Here is a 10,878-nt window from a genome sequence, read left to right as displayed (position 1 = left end):
CTACTTGTATTTTGAATTCAGGTGGATACTTTGTAAATTTACTTCCTTTTTTAGCCATGAGAAAAGAACCTCCTTATAAGAACAGTATAGTACTTTTTATACTGTCCATTATAAGGGGGTCTTTTCACACTGACCTTCTTTTTATTAACGTTTGCTTCAAGTTATCTTAGCCGCTATTTTCTTCAGCACAGTTTTTTCCTCCAAGGATTGAGTGCGGTTATGATTTTAATGTTTGGCCTCTTTCAGTTAGGGCTTCTGAAAATTCCAGCTTTTTTCAAAGAGATTTCAGCCAAGCATAAGGTTTATAGAAGCGGTCAAAAGATGACACCATTGCTTGCTTTGGTTATGGGATTTGCCTTTAGTTTTTCTTGGACGCCTTGTATTGGTCCGATTCTTGCTAGTGTCTTCCTTTACGCTTCTAGTCAAACAGGTTGGTTAAGCTCAGTTTTAGTGGCTGTTTATTGTTTAGGCTTTATTTTTCCCTTTGTTTTATTGGCTTTCTTTTCGCAAAAAATGCTGGCGCTCTTTAAGTCAGGTCAGAAATGGATGCATTATACTAAGCTTCTCTCAGGTATTCTGTTAATCGGGATTGCCTGCTCACTTATTTGGAATTTATTTTAGGAGATTTCTCATGAAAAATAGAACATTATTATCAGTTGTTTTTGTAATGCTTTTTGCCTTTGTTTTAGTAGGCTGTGATGGTTTAAGAAAAGAAGAGAAAAAAACGCAACAATCAACAGACACTGTCGTTTTGACAAAAGGTAATCAAGCGCCTGATTTTGAGTTAGTTGCTGATGATGGAATTAAGTTGACCTTGGCTGATCTTAAAGGTAAAAAAGTTTATATCAATGTTTGGGGAACTTGGTGTCCACCTTGCCGTATGGAAATGCCTGAGTTGGAAGAAGTCTATCAAGAGGTTAAAGAAAAAGAAGATTGGGTATTTTTATCAGTAGCTTCACCGAATGATGAAGGAATGGGAAATAATAGGACACGTGATGTTAGTAAAAAAGAAATTTTAGAAGAAGCAACTAATTTGGGTGTGACTTACCCAGTTTACTTTGAAGAGAATCATAGCTTTTTAACAAGCTACCAAGTTAGGTCATTCCCGACGCATATCTTCATTAATTCGGATGGTACCATCGCTAATTATGGTATTGGAGCTCTCAATAAAACAGTTGTCTCCAATACAATGGAACAAGTAAAATAATTTTGATGTCATCATGACAATGACTGGAACATGAAATCTCAATAGAGTCATTAGGCTAAGACTTTTTTGTCTTGGCCTATTTTGTTATAATGATTTTATGATAATCATTTTTAATCCAACAAAACTCACGGGACAGCCTTTTTTTAAAGACTTGATCAATTATCTTAATAGTCATGATGAGGTCATTTTACGTCACATCAAACGAGATTTTCCTGAGGTTAAAAACTTAGATAAGCAACTTGAGGATTATATTCAAGCGGGTTATATTTTGCGTGAAAATAAGCATTACAGGCTGAATTTGCCCTTCCTTGAGACGGTTGAGGAAGTGACTTTAGACAGTCATATCATGGTTGATACAGAGTCACCCGTTTACGGGGAGCTATTGGCATTGTCATTTGAGACAGTTCTTGCCAATCAAACCAATGGTGTTCTGATTGTCGAGGCATCCAGTCTCACGCGTGAAGAACTGACTCTTGCCAATTACTTCCATAACTTAAGAATAGCGCAGCCTTTTTCCGAAAAACAAAAGGAGCTGTATGCAATTTTGGGCGATGTGAATCCGGAGTATGCCCTCAAGTATATGACGACGTTTTTACTCAAGTTTGCTAGAAAGAACGAGGTGAAGCAGAAGCGTCGGGACATTTTTGTGGAGGCTTTGGAGCTTTTGGGTTACGTGGAAAAAATAGCAGAGCAAACCTATCAATTGGGCATGGAGGTTGATAGTGAAAACCTGACATTTATTAAAAAATAGAGGTGTTTGATATGAACAAGTTTTATAAAGGAATCGTGTTGTGCAGTCTTTCCGTGTTACTTGTCGCTTGTGCTAGTAAAAAAGAGTCAGAAACTAAGAAACAGACTGAAACAAAGGTAACACGTACAACGACAAGCCAAACCAGCTCTACGACAACAACTATGACTAGTCAAACTGAAACCACGGTAACTACTGAAGTCACGACTGCTGAAACGACCTCGGTGCCAGTTCAAAATGCAATGAATTTAGAACAAATCCTAGCAGGTGATTTTTCGAGTGTTGTGGGTACTTGGCAAAACGCTAAAGGACAAACCTATATTTTAGATAAAGATGGTTTGGTTGCAGATGACTTGATAATTGAAAGTACTTATTGGGGTGGGATAACAGAAGGCATCGTTACTGGGAGTGTCCGACATTCTCAGGGAACAGGATTTGCTATGGTTTTCATTCCAGCAGGAAAAGTGATGCCTCCAGATGTATATCCTGATGCTTCGGATAGTACACGAGACCGTATTTTAACTGGACAAGCTTATCAAATTTCAGATCCTGATTTATTCTTTTATAAAATTGACTAAAGATTGGCTTTGCCAGTCTTTTTTATCAACTTATCATTTAATGACGAAATTCTATTTTCTGAAAGTTTCAGGTATAGTTTCGAACTATAACCATCTATGAAAAAAGACACATGTATTTTTGCCTGAATTTATGTTAGTATAGCACTAATATCTATTTTAGGAGGGATTATGGAAAATCATAATTTTGAAAATGAGGGACAATTTAATCGACAGATGACTAGCCGTCATCTTCGGATGTTATCAATTGGTGGTGTTATTGGAACTGGATTATTCTTGAGTTCGGGTTACACGATTGCTCAAGCGGGGCCTTTTGGAGCGATTGCAGCCTATCTTTTTGGTGCTGTCATGGTTTACTTGGTGATGTTTTCATTAGGAGAGCTGTCAGTAGCGATGCCAGTTACAGGTTCATTTCATACTTATGCGACCAAGTTTATCAGTCCTGGAACTGGATTTATGGTGGCTTGGATGTATTGGTTGTGCTGGGTGGTTGCTCTAGCTTCTCAATTTGTCGGTGCAGCTCAGCTCATGCAGCGCTGGTTTCCTGATGTTCCTATTTGGATTTTTGCCACGATTTTTGCTGCTATAGTATTTGGGTTAAACATGTTGTCGGTTGGCTGGTTTGCTACTGCGGAAGATTACCTCTCTTCTATCAAGGTTTATGCCATTATGGCCTTTATCGTCCTCGGGACTCTCGCTATTTTTGGCATTTTGCCTTTTGAGGGAACAAGCGGTGCTCCGCTATTTAACAACATTACAGCCAATGGGCTTCTTCCTAGTGGGGCTATCGGTGTTATTTCAGTAATGCTCTCTGTTAACTATGCCTTTTCTGGTGTTGAGATGATTGGTATCGCAGCTGGTGAGACGGATAATCCTAAAAAGGCTGTGCCAGAGGCTATCAAATCTACGATTGGTTTATTGGTTGCTTTCTTCGTACTGACTATTTTTGTCCTAGCAGCGCTTTTACCAATGTCAGAAGCAGGAGTGACAGAAGCACCATTTGTTCTTGTGCTTGATAAAATCGGTATTCCTTATGCCGCTGATATTATGAACTTCATTATTTTGACGGCAATTTTGTCAGCCTCAACATCAGGTCTTTATGCCTCAAGCCGTATGCTCTGGTCTTTAGCAAATGAAGGCATGATTAGCAAAAATTTGGTTAAGATTAACAAACATGGTGTACCGATGCGTGGGATGCTGTTGTCAATGGTGGGTGTGATTATTGCTCTTGTTGCTTCCATCTATGCAGCAGATACGATTTTCCTTGCCCTTGTATCCATCGCTGGTTTTGCGGTTGTCATTGCTTGGTTGGCAATTCCGTTGGCTCAAATTGGTTTTCGTAAGGAATTTTTAAAAACACACAGTGAAGACGAATTGGAATATAAGACGCCGTTTTCTCCAGTTCTTCCTTGGATGACAGTTATTTTGCTTGTGATTTCCATTATTGGAATTGGCTGGGATCCATCACAACGAGCAGGTCTTTACTTTGGTGTACCATTTATGGTGGTTTGCTACATTTACCACTACATTCGCTTTAAAAAATGGTAAGTGCTGGAAAGGATTGTTATGGGACGTTTTAAAGAACTTTTAGAGACGCAAGAATACATTATTTTACACGGTGCTTTAGGAACGGAGTTAGAATTTCGAGGTCACGATGTGTCTGGAAAACTCTGGTCTGCTAAGTACCTCTTGGAAAATCCAGATTTGATTAGGGAAATCCACGAGGATTACCTTAAAGCAGGTGCTGATTTAGTAACGACGTCAACCTATCAAGCGACCTTCCCTGGTTTGTTTGAGGCTGGATTGTCTCAAGAAGAAGCAGAACAATTGATTGGTTTGACGGTTGATTTAGCCAAAGAAGCTAGGGATAATGTTTGGGGAACATTAACAGATGAAGAAAAAGCTAATCGTGCTTATCCTCTCATTTCAGGAGACGTGGGACCATATGCAGCTTACCTCGCAGATGGTTCTGAATATAATGGTGCTTATGGCGATATTAGTCTGGATGAGTTGAAGTTTTTTCATCGTCGTCGTATTGAAATTCTTTTGGAGCATGGCAGTGAGTTACTGGCACTAGAGACCGTTCCAAATGCTTTAGAGGCTAGGGCTTTGATTGAACTATTGACAGAAGAATTTCCAAACGTTGAAGCTTACATGAGTTTTACCTCGCAAGATGGTCAGTCGATTTCTGATGGGACTTCTATTAAAGAAATAGCAGAGCTGATTAATGCAAGCAAACAAGTCTTAGCAGTAGGGCTTAACTGTACTGCGCCAGCTGTTTATCAAGACTTTCTAAGCCAATTAAGAGCCTTGACAGACAAGCCATTTGTGACCTATCCGAATTCTGGAGAAGTTTATGACGGAGCAAGCCAAACTTGGACTTCAAATGCTGACCACAGTCATAGCTTGTTAGAAAATACCATCAATTGGCATCAGTTGGGAGCTAAGGTTGTGGGAGGTTGTTGCCGAACACGTCCACGTGACATCGAAAATTTGAACCAACATTTAAAATAGTAATGAATTGAGATTGACCGATGTCAGTCTCTTTTTTGATAATCAGATGATGTAAATTACCAATTAGGTATCATTTTGATAAGATTTTGTTCGTTTTGACTATGTTCATGATATTTTTGACAAAAATCTTTATCTTTTTGACTATGATACTTGTCAAAATTAAAATGATATGTTACACTTAATTCATAAAGAAAACGGATACAAAAAGGAGGTTCTTATGAAAACGCAACAAGAAACTAAAGCAATCACTCTAACGGCTAGGCATATTCTATATATTTGCTTAGGTTTACAATCCTTTTTTGCCCTATTTAGTTTTGTTTCTCATTACTTCCTTTTAGGTGAATGGGATTTAGGTATCATTTGGGATTATATTGAAATGACTTGGTTCATGAACGTGATGATGGTGATTATCCTTCTCGAAGAAGATAAAAAGGAAAAGAAGACGCAAGTGACTGAGCAAGCGATAAAAGAGGACTAGGATGACAAAACAGATTTTACTTAAATACTTATTGTTGTTTATATCCCTATTTTTAATCAACATACTGGTTATGCTGGTACTTCATGGTCTTGGATTTACGGGAGAGTTGGGAGCGATAAGTTATCTATTCCCGCCATTAGTGACAACAGTTGTCTTAGTTATGGTTGATAAAAAGTTAAAGAAAAGTAAAAGGCAGTCATAAGGTTAAGGTAAGGGAGAATTGAAATGAAATTACTTGAATTTGTTAAAGGTGCGTTTATCGGATTTTGCGTTGTTGGTGTTATGGTATTGCTGTTAAAAGACTTATGGTCGTGGATAGTATCTGGGGAGCCATCGTTGGATAAGAATATTTATCTTATGCTACTAGGCATTATAAGCTACAAGATTGCTACACATTTTGAAAACAAATATATCGAGAAAAGATAGAGAACGTAAGGAGAAACTACCATGACAAAAGAACCACTTGTTAAAGGGACTGTTACGGCTAAAAAAGGTAAGGAAATTGTGGTTACTGGAACACATGTGTTCAATGTGGTTGCTTTTCTATCTGTTATCATGCTTTGGGTTGAGATGATACAGTGGTGGCGGACAGGTAAACACCTTCCATTTGAAATTTTACTTTGTCTAGTTCCAGCAATTGTAAGTGGTGGCTACAACCTAGTGAAATGGCTCAGAGCGAGGAGATAGGTATGGAATATTTTGGTGTAGTCGCTTTTATTTTCTGGCTATTTTATGCAGATAAACACAAAAAATTACAACGAAAACTCAATAGATTAGAAAAAAGAAACAAAGGAGAAAATCAGATGTCACAGATTATTCAAAAAATACTTAATCAGGTTGCAAAAATTACCTTTGATTCCAGTTTTGAAACAACTTATACTTGGACGATTCTTGAAGCTGATGAAGATTGGGTAAAATTGCAACGTACAGATAAAAAAGGTAAAGTCTTCACCAAAATTGTTCGTCTAGATGATATCAAATCTATTGATGTAGAGGAGTAAGAAGTATGCAAGTCTTAAAAAATCGTCTCAAGGAGTTAAGAGCTCGTGACGGTGTTAATCAGACTGAAATGGCAAAATTAGCAGATGTTTCTCGTCAAACCATCAGTCTGATTGAACGTAATGAATACACCCCCTCAGTCGTTATTGCCATGAAGATTGCTCAGGTTTTTAAAGAACCTGTCGAAAATGTGTTTAGTTTGGTCGAAGAGGACTAAGAAGAGGCAGTTATGAAATTTTATAAAGGAGTAGGAATTGTCTTTATTGTAGCGGGAGTATTTCTATTTGGTTTAGATTTAGTTCATGGCTCTAGCAGCCTTCCTGTGACATGGATAGTTTATGTATTATCAGGAATGTATCTTTTGGTGAGAGATCGCTTAGTGAGTTCTCGTAAATGGCAGTTGATGGTATTAGGCATTATTATCCTGCTATTTGGATTCGTGATTTTGAGTGACCTGTCTGTATTGCCAAAAAGTGATCTGAGTGTTATGGAATTTCTTATACCATTTATTCTATTGACAACGGACCTTGACGACATTGAGAAGAAAGTAAAGGAGAGAAAAAATGTTAAAGATTAAAGAAAAAGATAGTAACGGTGTAAGGCTACTGAAGCAGCTTGTTCAAGGGATGTTGATAGGTGCCCTAATTGGGGGTCCACTTGGTTTTGCGATTGGATATTTTGGTCTTGAAGGTGGAGTAAAATTTCCAGTGGCAATGATTGTGGAAATAATTCAGTACGTGATTTATGCTCTTATTGTATTACTATTTTTAGTGACTATTATCTATATTTTCCGTATTCGGAAAGGAATTGTAAATTACGAGATGAGTGAGGATGATGAAGAACAAGAGAAACTTTACAGTTTACTTGGTCGTCAGACTAGTTATGCTCAAGTATTTGTAGGTATTGCATTGATTTTATCCTTTGCCAATATGTTGCTAGGGTACAAATTGTTATTTTCAAATGATTCGGCTGAACTTCAGTTTCCAATCTATGCTTTTGTTGCATTGATGGTATCAGCTGGTTTACAGATGCACTTGCTTTCCCTTTCTAACCGTGTTCGTGGTCGCAGAACCACTTTGACACCAACTTTGAAAGAATTGAAAAATAACGTCCTTCAACTGGATGAAGCAGAGCTTCAAGCCAATTACAAAATATCTTTTGAGATTGTGATGACCCTTAGTGGGCTTATATTACCAGCCATTTACGTCTTTCTATTTTTCATGTCTGTTATCTTCCAAAAAGTAGAATTAACAGGAATTTTTATTGCAGTTGGTATTCATATCTACATTATGATCATGAATTTCAAAATGGCGAAGGAACATTATAAATAAAATGAGTAAACAGTCTGGCTTGAAAAGTTGGATTGTTTTCATTTATGGTATAATAAAAACCATGAGAATTGTATCTGGTGAATTTGGTGGGCGTCCTTTGAAGACGCTGGATGGGAAAAATACGCGTCCGACCTCTGACAAGGTGCGTGGCGCCATGTTTAATATGATAGGCCCCTACTTTGATGGCGGTCGTGTCCTTGATTTATTTGCAGGGTCGGGTGGCTTGGCTATTGAGGCTGTCTCGCGCGGGATGGATTCGGCTGTTTTGGTCGAAAAGCATAGCGGAGCGCAAGCTATTGTCCAAGAAAACATCAAGATGACTAAGGTGCCAGAGAAATTTACCCTCTTGAAGATGGAAGCAGAGCGAGCGCTTAGCCAATTGACAGGTACCTTTGACTTGATTTTTCTCGATCCACCTTATGCCAAAGAGCAGATTGTTGCCAATATTGAAGCGATGGATAGGCTAGGATTGCTGGGAGATGAGGTCATGATTGTTTGTGAGACGGATAAGGCTGTTCAGCTACCAGAGGAGATTGGATCAGTTGGTATTTGGAAAGAGAAAGTTTATGGGATTAGTAAGGTGACAGTGTATGTTAGGTAATGTGTTAATGTTGTCAGAATGGTTTGTCATTTTGGCATTGGCGGTTTTTATCTATATGAGGTGGACAAAAAGAGAGGGACGTAGCTATATGCCCTTCCTAATCAGTCTCTGTTTCCTAAATTCGGTGCTTCGTGTCATGGCTCATTATGTCAATGGTGACAAATTGTCTATGGTAACGGTTTTATTCCCAGTTATCCTACTCGTTAACTATTGGACAAGTGGAGAAAATAAATGACTAAAATTGGTTTATTTACAGGTTCTTTTGATCCGATTACAGTAGGGCATTTGGATATTATCGAGCGTGCCAGCCAGCTCTTTGATAAGCTCTATGTTGGTGTGTTTTACAATAAGGAAAAAGCAGGGCTGTTTGATGTTGAAACCCGTGCCCAGATGATTCGTGAGGCGGTTGCGCATTTGGAAGGGGTAGAAGTGATGACCTCCGCAGGGCAATTAGCGGTAGAAGTGGCAAGAAAGTTCCAAGTGACGCATTTAGTCAGAGGGCTTCGGAATGCTGTTGACCTCGATTATGAAGCCAATTTGGAATTCTTTAATCGCTATCTCGCAGAAGAGTTAGAAACCGTTTATTTGATGGCAAGTCATCGTTATCAGCCTATCTCATCCAGTCGTGTGAGAGAATTGATTTATTTTAAATCGCCTATCGTGGATTTTGTACCAGAAAGTGTTGCGAAACAAGTGGAGAAAATGAATGAAAATAATTAAAAAGTTTAAATGGTGGTTAGTTGGTCTTGTAAGTGTGATGACTGTATTGGGGATATTTTTCCTTCCACTTCCTTATTATATTGAAATGCCGGGTGGTGCTTACGATATTCGTGCAGTACTCAATGTTGATGGACTAGAGGATAAGGAAGAAGGTTCTTATAATTTTGTAGCTGTGGGGGTTACTAGAGCGACACCGATTCAGATTTTGGCTGCTTGGATGACTCCTTACAGAGAGATTTCATCTGCCGAGGAGACAACAGGAGGAGTTTCAGATGAGGACTATTGGCGGATTAGTCAATTTTATATGGAGACATCACAGAATGCAGCAATCAGCGAAGCCCTTACCTTGGCTGGAGAGGAAGTAGAATTATCTTATTTGGGTGTTTATGTCCTTAATTTATCCGATAATTCAACCTTTAAAGATGTGCTTAATCTTGCGGACACAGTAACTGGTGTCAATGGCAAAGAATTTTCGAGCTCTAAAGAGCTCATTGATTATGTTGGTTCGCAAAAACTTGGGGATGATGTGACGGTTCAGTATATTTCAGGCGGTGATCAGCGCTCTGCTTCTGGAAAAATTATCAAACTTGACAATGGACGAAATGGTATTGGTATTGGCTTAACTGATCATACAGAGATTGTAACGAACCATTCAATTAACTTTTATACGGACGGTGTTGGTGGTCCAAGTGCCGGTATGATGTTCACGCTTAGTATCTACGACCAACTTATCGAGGAAGATTTGCGAAAAGGACGTATGATTGCTGGGACTGGTACGATTGAAAAAGGCGGAGCTATTGGTGATATTGGGGGCGCTGGTCTAAAAGTCGTAGCCGCTGATCAAGAAGGTGCGGAGATCTTCTTTGTCCCAGATAATCCGATTGAAAAAGGGATGAAGAAATACTATCCAAAAGGGAATAACTACGAAGAGGCCAAGGCTGTCGCTAAGGAATTAGGGACAGATATGAAGATTGTGCCTGTCACAAATATTAAGGATGCTATTGATTACTTAAGGAAGAATCCATGATTTGTTATGAAAAACTTGTTTTGAGTGAGCAAAATCTTTCTGAACTGACTCAACTCACGTCTTTGTCGGAACAATGGGCAGAAGAAAAGACCATGCCTTCATACACTCCAAATAAGACAGAAGCTTTTTTAAATCGAGAGCTCTATGTGGCGCGTGAAGATGATACCATTATTGCCTATGCCCTTGGAGATATTAAAATCCTCACCGAAAAGACCTCTTACAATGCTATCGGTGAGAGTGCTTTTGAACTCGATGAACTTTATGTAAAACTAGAGTATCGCAGTCAAGGTATCGGACAAGAACTATATCGGTTTATGGAAAACGATTTGCTTAATAAAGTATCAGTGATTAGCGTAATCGCAGCTTCTTATCACTACTTCGAACTCCTAAAATTCTATAGTGATGATTTGGGAATGTCATTTAACCATGCCTTGTTGTCAAAGCGATTATGATTTGAAATTAAAAGAAGACTGATTTGAAAAGAACCCCTTATAATGGACAGTATAAAAAGTACTATACTGTTCTTATAAGGAGGTTCTTTTCTCATGGCTAAAAAGGAAGTAAATTTACAAAGTATCCACCTGAATTCAAAATACAAGTAGTCGAGGACTATCTTAGTGGGAAAAGTGGTGGTATGGACTCAATTGTAAAAAAGTATGGCTTGAAATCAAACAATCA

19 protein-coding genes and 1 pseudogene are annotated in these 10,878 nt (G+C 38.5%); all 20 read left to right on the top strand.

Features of this window, described 5'->3' with window-relative positions; all coding sequences use genetic code 11:
* The first annotated feature begins 219 nt into the window (after positions 1-219).
* Complete coding sequence (locus GZ996_RS11035; protein ID WP_443255857.1) at positions 220-621, top strand: cytochrome c biogenesis CcdA family protein; 402 nt, start codon at positions 220-222, stop codon at positions 619-621.
* Between the two features lie 10 nt (positions 622-631).
* Positions 632-1,207, top strand: a complete 576-nt coding sequence (locus GZ996_RS11030) for a TlpA family protein disulfide reductase (RefSeq protein ID WP_161978873.1) — start codon at positions 632-634, stop codon at positions 1,205-1,207.
* Positions 1,208-1,304: 97 nt separating this feature from the next.
* Positions 1,305-1,958 (top strand): DUF1803 domain-containing protein, encoded by a 654-nt coding sequence (locus GZ996_RS11025; protein WP_162012074.1) that lies wholly within the window; start codon positions 1,305-1,307, stop codon positions 1,956-1,958.
* Positions 1,959-1,969: 11 nt separating this feature from the next.
* Entirely contained in the window at positions 1,970-2,533 is a 564-nt protein-coding gene (locus GZ996_RS11020; RefSeq protein ID WP_162012073.1) for a DUF6287 domain-containing protein, read from the top strand.
* A 168-nt stretch (positions 2,534-2,701) separates the two neighbouring features.
* On the top strand, positions 2,702-4,078 hold the full coding sequence (locus tag GZ996_RS11015; protein ID WP_156805587.1) for an amino acid permease: 1,377 nt from the start codon (positions 2,702-2,704) through the stop codon (positions 4,076-4,078).
* Between the two features lie 18 nt (positions 4,079-4,096).
* Positions 4,097-5,044 carry a homocysteine S-methyltransferase gene (mmuM, locus tag GZ996_RS11010; RefSeq protein ID WP_162012072.1) on the top strand — a complete coding sequence of 316 codons (948 nt, stop codon included), beginning with the start codon at positions 4,097-4,099 and terminating at the stop codon, positions 5,042-5,044.
* Positions 5,045-5,261: 217 nt separating this feature from the next.
* Complete coding sequence (locus GZ996_RS11005) at positions 5,262-5,522, top strand: hypothetical protein (RefSeq protein ID WP_162012071.1); 261 nt, start codon at positions 5,262-5,264, stop codon at positions 5,520-5,522.
* A gap of 1 nt (position 5,523) precedes the next feature.
* Complete coding sequence (locus GZ996_RS11000) at positions 5,524-5,724, top strand: hypothetical protein (RefSeq protein ID WP_162012070.1); 201 nt, start codon at positions 5,524-5,526, stop codon at positions 5,722-5,724.
* Between the two features lie 23 nt (positions 5,725-5,747).
* Positions 5,748-5,948: a hypothetical protein gene (locus GZ996_RS10995; RefSeq protein ID WP_162012069.1), complete on the top strand. Its 201-nt coding sequence runs from the start codon at positions 5,748-5,750 to the stop codon at positions 5,946-5,948.
* 21 nt (positions 5,949-5,969) lie between these two features.
* Complete coding sequence (locus tag GZ996_RS10990) at positions 5,970-6,209, top strand: hypothetical protein (RefSeq protein WP_162012068.1); 240 nt, start codon at positions 5,970-5,972, stop codon at positions 6,207-6,209.
* A 2-nt stretch (positions 6,210-6,211) separates the two neighbouring features.
* Positions 6,212-6,523 (top strand): hypothetical protein, encoded by a 312-nt coding sequence (locus GZ996_RS10985; RefSeq protein WP_161980040.1) that lies wholly within the window; start codon positions 6,212-6,214, stop codon positions 6,521-6,523.
* A gap of 5 nt (positions 6,524-6,528) precedes the next feature.
* The gene (locus GZ996_RS10980; protein WP_121834947.1) at positions 6,529-6,738 is read left to right on the top strand and encodes a helix-turn-helix transcriptional regulator; all 210 of its coding nucleotides are present in this window, start codon (positions 6,529-6,531) and stop codon (positions 6,736-6,738) included.
* 12 nt (positions 6,739-6,750) lie between these two features.
* A complete protein-coding gene (locus tag GZ996_RS10975) occupies positions 6,751-7,098 on the top strand; it encodes a hypothetical protein (RefSeq protein ID WP_156805579.1) in 348 nt (115 codons plus the stop codon).
* Positions 7,085-7,852, top strand: coding sequence for a DUF3169 family protein (locus tag GZ996_RS10970; RefSeq protein WP_161980039.1), 768 nt, complete (start codon positions 7,085-7,087; stop codon positions 7,850-7,852). Before GZ996_RS10975 ends, GZ996_RS10970 begins: the two co-directional genes overlap by 14 nt.
* Positions 7,853-7,913: 61 nt before the next feature.
* Entirely contained in the window at positions 7,914-8,453 is a 540-nt protein-coding gene (rsmD, locus tag GZ996_RS10965; RefSeq protein WP_156805655.1) for a 16S rRNA (guanine(966)-N(2))-methyltransferase RsmD, read from the top strand.
* On the top strand, positions 8,443-8,688 hold the full coding sequence (locus tag GZ996_RS10960; RefSeq protein ID WP_162012067.1) for a hypothetical protein: 246 nt from the start codon (positions 8,443-8,445) through the stop codon (positions 8,686-8,688). Before rsmD ends, GZ996_RS10960 begins: the two co-directional genes overlap by 11 nt.
* Complete coding sequence (gene coaD / locus GZ996_RS10955) at positions 8,685-9,173, top strand: pantetheine-phosphate adenylyltransferase (protein WP_156805576.1); 489 nt, start codon at positions 8,685-8,687, stop codon at positions 9,171-9,173. The genes GZ996_RS10960 and coaD overlap by 4 nt, the downstream gene beginning before the upstream one ends.
* Positions 9,160-10,200 carry a SepM family pheromone-processing serine protease gene (locus tag GZ996_RS10950; RefSeq protein ID WP_161980038.1) on the top strand — a complete coding sequence of 347 codons (1,041 nt, stop codon included), beginning with the start codon at positions 9,160-9,162 and terminating at the stop codon, positions 10,198-10,200. Before coaD ends, GZ996_RS10950 begins: the two co-directional genes overlap by 14 nt.
* Positions 10,197-10,652, top strand: a complete 456-nt coding sequence (locus GZ996_RS10945; protein WP_162012066.1) for a GNAT family N-acetyltransferase — start codon at positions 10,197-10,199, stop codon at positions 10,650-10,652. The genes GZ996_RS10950 and GZ996_RS10945 overlap by 4 nt, the downstream gene beginning before the upstream one ends.
* Before the next feature lie 140 nt (positions 10,653-10,792).
* Positions 10,793-10,878: pseudogene (locus GZ996_RS12160) on the top strand (transposase); the annotation flags it as partial.

It is taken from the genome of Streptococcus sp. S784/96/1 (genome assembly GCF_902729355.1).
GTDB lineage: Bacteria > Bacillota > Bacilli > Lactobacillales > Streptococcaceae > Streptococcus > Streptococcus caledonicus.
Note: the sequence above shows the minus strand (reverse complement) of the source record. Positions and strands in the feature narration are given on the sequence as shown.

Excerpts from the sequence above, each read along its gene's own strand:
- GZ996_RS10960 (WP_162012067.1), top strand. The coding sequence starts at position 8,443 with ATGTTAGGTAATGTGTTAATGTTGTCAGAATGGTTTGTCATTTTGGCA.
- GZ996_RS11035 (WP_443255857.1), top strand. The coding sequence starts at position 220 with ATGATTTTAATGTTTGGCCTCTTTCAGTTAGGGCTTCTGAAAATTCCA.
- coaD (WP_156805576.1), top strand. The coding sequence starts at position 8,685 with ATGACTAAAATTGGTTTATTTACAGGTTCTTTTGATCCGATTACAGTA.
- GZ996_RS10970 (WP_161980039.1), top strand. The coding sequence starts at position 7,085 with ATGTTAAAGATTAAAGAAAAAGATAGTAACGGTGTAAGGCTACTGAAG.
- GZ996_RS10985 (WP_161980040.1), top strand. The coding sequence starts at position 6,212 with ATGGAATATTTTGGTGTAGTCGCTTTTATTTTCTGGCTATTTTATGCA.
- GZ996_RS11030 (WP_161978873.1), top strand. The coding sequence starts at position 632 with ATGAAAAATAGAACATTATTATCAGTTGTTTTTGTAATGCTTTTTGCC.
- GZ996_RS10950 (WP_161980038.1), top strand. The coding sequence starts at position 9,160 with ATGAAAATAATTAAAAAGTTTAAATGGTGGTTAGTTGGTCTTGTAAGT.
- GZ996_RS11025 (WP_162012074.1), top strand. The coding sequence starts at position 1,305 with ATGATAATCATTTTTAATCCAACAAAACTCACGGGACAGCCTTTTTTT.
- GZ996_RS10995 (WP_162012069.1), top strand. The coding sequence starts at position 5,748 with ATGAAATTACTTGAATTTGTTAAAGGTGCGTTTATCGGATTTTGCGTT.
- GZ996_RS11020 (WP_162012073.1), top strand. The coding sequence starts at position 1,970 with ATGAACAAGTTTTATAAAGGAATCGTGTTGTGCAGTCTTTCCGTGTTA.
- GZ996_RS10980 (WP_121834947.1), top strand. The coding sequence starts at position 6,529 with ATGCAAGTCTTAAAAAATCGTCTCAAGGAGTTAAGAGCTCGTGACGGT.
- GZ996_RS10975 (WP_156805579.1), top strand. The coding sequence starts at position 6,751 with ATGAAATTTTATAAAGGAGTAGGAATTGTCTTTATTGTAGCGGGAGTA.
- GZ996_RS10945 (WP_162012066.1), top strand. The coding sequence starts at position 10,197 with ATGATTTGTTATGAAAAACTTGTTTTGAGTGAGCAAAATCTTTCTGAA.
- GZ996_RS11015 (WP_156805587.1), top strand. The coding sequence starts at position 2,702 with ATGGAAAATCATAATTTTGAAAATGAGGGACAATTTAATCGACAGATG.
- mmuM (WP_162012072.1), top strand. The coding sequence starts at position 4,097 with ATGGGACGTTTTAAAGAACTTTTAGAGACGCAAGAATACATTATTTTA.
- rsmD (WP_156805655.1), top strand. The coding sequence starts at position 7,914 with ATGAGAATTGTATCTGGTGAATTTGGTGGGCGTCCTTTGAAGACGCTG.
- GZ996_RS11000 (WP_162012070.1), top strand. The coding sequence starts at position 5,524 with ATGACAAAACAGATTTTACTTAAATACTTATTGTTGTTTATATCCCTA.
- GZ996_RS10990 (WP_162012068.1), top strand. The coding sequence starts at position 5,970 with ATGACAAAAGAACCACTTGTTAAAGGGACTGTTACGGCTAAAAAAGGT.
- GZ996_RS11005 (WP_162012071.1), top strand. The coding sequence starts at position 5,262 with ATGAAAACGCAACAAGAAACTAAAGCAATCACTCTAACGGCTAGGCAT.